Source organism: Mesorhizobium sp. M7A.F.Ca.CA.003.01.2.1 (assembly GCF_003998945.1).
Lineage (GTDB): Bacteria > Pseudomonadota > Alphaproteobacteria > Rhizobiales > Rhizobiaceae > Mesorhizobium > Mesorhizobium ciceri.
In genome coordinates this window covers 1-5011 of record NZ_RZRA01000372.1, presented here as the reverse complement: position 1 = coordinate 5011, position 5011 = coordinate 1, and the positions used below count along the sequence as shown (strand labels likewise).

General features: G+C 65.1%; 7 protein-coding genes. 3 read left to right on the top strand and 4 right to left on the bottom strand.

Annotated elements, in window-relative coordinates; translation table 11 throughout:
* From EN969_RS16360 to EN969_RS16340, 4 genes are all read right to left on the bottom strand, one after another.
* On the bottom strand, nt 1-318 hold a 318-nt coding region (locus tag EN969_RS16360; protein WP_164758297.1), incomplete at its 3' end, for a GNAT family N-acetyltransferase.
* 118 nt (nt 319-436) lie between these two features.
* Nucleotides 437-1075, bottom strand: a complete 639-nt coding sequence (locus EN969_RS16355; protein ID WP_063169471.1) for a TPM domain-containing protein — start codon at nt 1073-1075, stop codon at nt 437-439.
* 8 nt (nt 1076-1083) lie between these two features.
* Nucleotides 1084-1947, bottom strand: a complete 864-nt coding sequence (locus EN969_RS16350) for a YgcG family protein (RefSeq protein ID WP_127274167.1) — start codon at nt 1945-1947, stop codon at nt 1084-1086.
* 177 nt (nt 1948-2124) lie between these two features.
* A complete protein-coding gene (locus EN969_RS16340; RefSeq protein ID WP_024504707.1) occupies nt 2125-2763 on the bottom strand; it encodes a LemA family protein in 639 nt (212 codons plus the stop codon).
* Between the two features lie 164 nt (nt 2764-2927).
* Between EN969_RS16340 and EN969_RS16335 the strand changes: the two genes are divergently transcribed.
* From EN969_RS16335 to EN969_RS16325, 3 genes are read left to right on the top strand one after another with little or no spacing between them, the layout of a single operon-like run.
* Nucleotides 2928-3179, top strand: coding sequence for a hypothetical protein (locus EN969_RS16335; protein ID WP_063169474.1), 252 nt, complete (start codon nt 2928-2930; stop codon nt 3177-3179).
* Nucleotides 3180-3192: 13 nt separating this feature from the next.
* Nucleotides 3193-4077 (top strand): pyridoxal kinase PdxY, encoded by an 885-nt coding sequence (pdxY, locus tag EN969_RS16330; RefSeq protein ID WP_063169475.1) that lies wholly within the window; start codon nt 3193-3195, stop codon nt 4075-4077.
* Nucleotides 4074-4844: a DUF429 domain-containing protein gene (locus EN969_RS16325; RefSeq protein ID WP_063169476.1), complete on the top strand. Its 771-nt coding sequence runs from the start codon at nt 4074-4076 to the stop codon at nt 4842-4844. Before pdxY ends, EN969_RS16325 begins: the two co-directional genes overlap by 4 nt.
* The last annotated feature ends 167 nt before the right edge of the window (nt 4845-5011 follow it).

Genomic DNA, 5011 nt, shown 5'->3' with positions numbered 1-5011 from the left:
GCCGAGCCCGATGCCCTGATATTCCGGGCGCAGGTACAATTCGTAGATTTCGCCCTGCTGGCGCAGTTCACGGGCGCGGTTCTTGCCGATCGTCGCATAGCCGGCGATCTTGCCGCCGATTTCGACGACCAGAACGGTGGCGGCGCGGCGAATCGCATTCGCCCACCAGTCGGCGCCACGGCGGTTGATCATCGATGTCAGGGTCCGGTGCGGAATGATGCCGGAATAGGCGCCGCGCCAGGCCTCCAGATGCACCTCGGCGATGGCACTGGCATCGCGCGGGTCGGCTTTCCGGATGTCGATCGTCAGCGTATTCATGATTTGTTAACCATAAACCCGCATCGCCCGATTGCAAGGGTCCGGGCCGCCAGCCGGCTGCTTTCTCACAGGCGATCACCGCCCTGGTGAGGGGCCTTCAAGACTTCTGTGGAAAGGCTCAAATCTCGACGAGATGGTCGTCGAGCTCGTTGCTGTCGCCCGCAGTGACCGGGAAATGCTCGGCCAGCACCGCACCCACCAACTCGATCGCCTTGACGAAGCCGTCGGCAAGCCGGTCGTCGCCGGCATGCGCGGTAAGGTCGCGCACGACGCCGTCCCAGACATGCTGGCCGACCTTGGCGTCGATACCCGAATCGGCAACCACCTCGGCATAGCGCTCGGCGATCGAGACGAAGACCAGCACGCCGGTGCGCGCCGTGGTGCGGTGGACGTTGCGGGCGAGGAACTGCTTGATCGCGTTGGCGTGCGCCGCCTGGTAGCGCAGCCGCCTCGGCACCAGGTGGATGCGCATACCAGGCAGCGCCCACAACAAGGCCAGCACGCAGGCAAGCGCCAGGAGCTGGGCGAGGACGAAATGCGGCAGCCGGATCGACAGCCACCAGGCCTCCAGACCGTAGCCGACCGCCAGGCTGACGAACAGCATGCACACGGTCGCCATGAAGGCGGCCGGGAAGAAATAGCCGTCGCTGGCATGCGCCACGACACAGTAGATTTCGCCGTCGGTTTTCTCCTCGGCGGCGTGGATCGCGGTTGCGATGCGCTCATGATCCTGCGGGCTGATTGGTCGTGTTGCCATGATCTGTCTCACCAGCTTCCTGAAGAACCGCCACCACCCGACGAGCCGCCGCCACCGGAAAATCCGCCACCGCCGCTTGACCCCGAAGACCAGCCGCTGCCCGACGACGAACCGGTTGTCCAGCCAGTGCCCGAGTACCCGCTCGGCCCGCGGCCATAACGAAACGTCATGCCCAGCCATTTGTACACGCCCGGCGACAGTTTCGTGCCGAACATCGGCGGCAGGAACGCCATCGCCATCCCGCCGAAGAACATCGTCGCCCACAGGATCAGGAACACGGCAAAGATCGGATCGATGGACGTGCCGTCATCGGCGGGATTGCGCTTGCCCCGCGCTTCCAGTTCTTCGGGATTGCCTTCCAGCACCATGACCATGTCGTCGACGGCCTTGCTGATACCGCCCGAGAAGTCCCCGGCGCGGAAGGCCGGCACCATGTCATTCTCGATGATCAGCTTGGTGTGCAGGTCGGTCAGCGTGCCTTCCAGCCCATAGCCGACCTCGATGCGCATCTTGCGGTCGTTCGGGGCCACCAGCAGCAGCACGCCATTGTTCTCGCCCGCCTGGCCAAGTTTCCAGAAGCGGAACAGCCGGTTGGCGTAAGGCTCGATCTCCTCGCCATCGAGGCTGGGGATCGTCGCGACGACGATCTGGTCGGAGCCTTTTGTCTCGAAATCGGCGAGTTTTTGGGTCAGCGCCGCCTTGGTCGCGGCGTCGATGATGCCGGCATTGTCGACGACACGGCCGGTCAGCGCCGGGAGATCGGCCGCGAGGGCGGTGAAGGGGAGGAAGAGGAGGCTTAGAAGAGCGAAAAGGAACCCTAGGCTTGCGTTCCGGAGCGCCCCCCTCTGCCCTGCCGGGCATCTCCCCCTCAAGTGGGGAGATTGGCCGCCATCTCCACTTTCACCAATTTTCAACGTCGCAAGATGGGCGTCAGCGCCGAAGCTGCCAATCTCCCCCCTTGAGGGGGAGATGTCCGGTAGGACAGAGGGGGGTGTTTGCACGCCAGCAGCCCGTCATTTCGCGGGATTTATTCCGATGACAGTGGACGTTCACCCGCCCTGCTTCGTGCCGAAATCGACCTTCGGCGGCTGCATCTTGTCTTCGGCGACGGTGAAATTGGCGAAGGGCTCGTTGCCGCGGAACCAGAAGGTCGCCCACAGCACCGAGGGGAACGTCCTCAGCGTCAGATTGTAGTCCCTGACCGCCTGGATGTAATCGCGCCGCGACACCGCGATGCGGTTCTCGGTGCCTTCGAGCTGCGCCTGCAGCGCCAGGAAGTTCTGATTGGCCTTGAGGTCGGGATAGGCCTCCGAGACCGCGATCAGCCGCGACAGCGCGCTGGTCAGCCCCGCCTGGGCATCCTGAAACTTCTTGAGGGCTTCGGGATCCTTCAGCGTTTCCGGTGTTACCGTGATCTGCGTTGCCTTGGCGCGCGCCTCGACCACCGCGTCGAGCGTATCCTTTTCATGCGAGGCATAGCCCTTGACCGTCTCGACCAGGTTGGGGATGAGGTCGGCGCGGCGCTGATACTGGTTCAGCACCTCGCTCCATGCCGCCCTGGCATTTTCTTCCGCCGTCGGGATGGTGTTATAGCCGCAGCCTGCAAGCAGCGGCAACACGATCGCCATCATCAGGAAGGCGGGCAGCGTGCGGAACGTGGACGGCAAGGCAAGGCGCTGGGCAAACATGATGGGGGTCCCTCGGTAGAAGTTGCACGCGAAGCATTACCACAATCAGCGCGCAAGAAAACCGCCCGCGCCGGCAGCCCCTCGCCTGGCACGCCCGGTGCCGCTGCAAGGCTCTGTGATTGGCCGTGCGAACGCGATAAGGTCCGGCAAAACGGGACATCATCATGGCGGAACGCCAGGACAGCGACAAGGAATCGCGCCGTATCCTCGAGCGCATTGCGCGCGAGACGGATCCGGCCGGCAACTCGTTTGTAGCGCGGGCAGCGAAAGGCATGCACGATCACGTCATCGCGGCCGATGCCGATCGTGCCGATCCGATCGAAGTCTGGGGCACCCGCTTTGGCCGCACGCTGGGCCTGCTGCTGGCGCTGGGCCTGATGGTCTGGCTCGTGCTTTACGTCATCCGGGGCAGTTAGGAATCAAACGACAATGAGCGCCGAACAAACCGACGCGCCGCGTGCGGTCATCGTCATTTCCAGCCATGTCGCGCGTGGCTCGGTCGGCAACCGTGCTGCCGTCTTTGCGCTGGAGACCCTGGGTTTCCCGGTCTGGGCGGTGCCGACCGTCATCTTGCCCTGGCATCCCGGCCATGGGCGCGCGACGCGCATCGTGCCGCCGCTCGACGAGTTCAAGGCTCTGATGGCCGATCTCGAGCGGGCGCCATGGCTGGGTGAGGTCGGCGCCGTGCTGTCCGGCTATCTCGGCGAGGCGGGCCAGGCCGAGGCCGTCGCCTCGCTGGTCGCCGCGGTCAAGGCAAGGACGCCCGGCGCCGTCTATATCTGCGATCCGGTGATGGGTGATTCGGGCGGCCTCTATGTGCCCGAACCGACCGCCATCGCCATGCGCGACCGGCTGATGCCGATCGCCGACATAGCCACCCCTAACCGCTACGAACTGGAATGGATGGCCGGCGCCGCGTTGCCAGACATGAAATCGGTGATCGCGGCGGCGCTGCACGCCGGACCATCGACCATGCTGGTCACCTCGGCGCCGTCGATGATGACGGGCGGCACCGGCAACCTCCTGCTCGATAACAGCCAGGCGCTGCTCGCCGAACATCGCCTGATCGACAAGCCGCCGAATGGCCTGGGCGATCTGACGGCGGCCGTTTACCTGGCACGCATCCTGTCCGGCCAGCCACCGATCAAGGCGCTGCAATCGACGACGGCGGCGGTCTACGAGATCCTGGCACGCACCGCCAAGCGCGGCGGCGACGAACTGCAGCTCGAAACCGATGCGCAGAGCCTGTCGCATCCGATGGCGATGGTCCAGCTTCGCCACCTCACACATCCAGGGCGGGGCCGCCGGGCGTGACATCGACTGAGGCCGTACTTGTCGGCGTCGATGGCTGCAAGGCCGGCTGGATCGCCGTCCGACGAACTTTTGGCATGGCACCGTCGGTCGGTGTCTTTGCAACCTTCACTGCCCTGCTCGCATCCCTTCCCGAAGACGCTGTCATCGCCGTCGACATGCCGATCGGCCTGCCCGGCTTTTCGGGCAAGGGCGGTCGCGGCCCCGAAGCGCTGGTGCGGCCGCTGCTCGGGGCACGCCAGTCCAGTGTCTTCTCGATCCCGTCCCGTGCCGCGCTCTATGCCGACACCAACGGCTTCACCACCATCGAAGCCTGGTATGCCGCGCACGTCAGGGCAAGCGCGGTGGCCCTGACCACATCCGATCCGCCGCGCGGCGTCTCGATCCAGGCGTTCGGCATTTTTGCCAAGATCCGCGAGATCGACGCCCTGCTGATCGCGCGGCCCGATTTGCGCGGCCGCGTGTTCGAATCCCATCCGGAAGTCGCTTTCTGCCGCTTGAACGGCGATCAAGCCATGCAACTGCCGAAGAAGATCAAGGGCAGCATCAATCCGGCCGGCATGGCGGAACGCAAGGCGCTGCTCTGCCGGCTCGGCTATGATAAGGGCTTTCTCGACCAGCCGCCGCCCCGCGGTGCCGCCGCTGATGACTTCCTCGACGCAGCCGCGATGACGCTGATCGCCGGTCGCATCGTCGGCGGCGAGGCGCGGCCGTTTCCCGACCCGCCGGGCCGCGACAGCTTTGGCATTCCCGTCGCCATCTGGGCGTGACGCTGTTGGCCACCGTTGCGCTCGATGCATGGCATTTCTAGCCAGCCCTCATAATTCTGCATTGCTCGCGACCGGCTTTTGCCGCTAGAGCCTCTCTAGACCGCAACGAGCTGCCGCATCCAACCCGGAAAGGCTCCAGACGCCGCCCATGTCCCATCTCCCTGAAC